The organism is Stenotrophomonas sp. SrG, from assembly GCF_050031795.1.
GTDB lineage: Bacteria > Pseudomonadota > Gammaproteobacteria > Xanthomonadales > Xanthomonadaceae > Stenotrophomonas > Stenotrophomonas rhizophila_A.
On the sequence record NZ_JBNBBE010000997.1, the window covers coordinates 1 to 241 of the forward strand.

At 65.1% G+C, this 241-nt stretch carries 1 protein-coding gene; it reads left to right on the plus strand.

Going from position 1 to position 241, the window contains the following annotated elements; genetic code table 11:
- Window positions 1–18: 18 nt before the first annotated feature.
- The coding region (locus ACQG3P_RS22485) for a cation:proton antiporter (RefSeq protein ID WP_426806295.1) at window positions 19–241 on the plus strand (223 nt) is incomplete at its 3' end.

Genomic DNA, 241 nt, shown 5'->3' on the forward strand with positions numbered 1-241 from the left:
TGGCAAGGAACAAACCGACTGGCGGAGGAAGCAGGTGCCAGTGAACTGGTGAAAGTCGTCGCCCGGCTGGGTGCGGCAGTGGTGATGGTGCCGTTGTTCCGCCGGCTGGGATTGGGCTCGGTGCTGGGCTATGTCGCGGCCGGGCTGGCGATCGGTCCGTTCGGCTTCGGCTGGTTCTCCGATCCGCAGGCGATCCTGCATCCGGCCGAACTGGGCGTGGTGATGTTCCTGTTCGTGATCG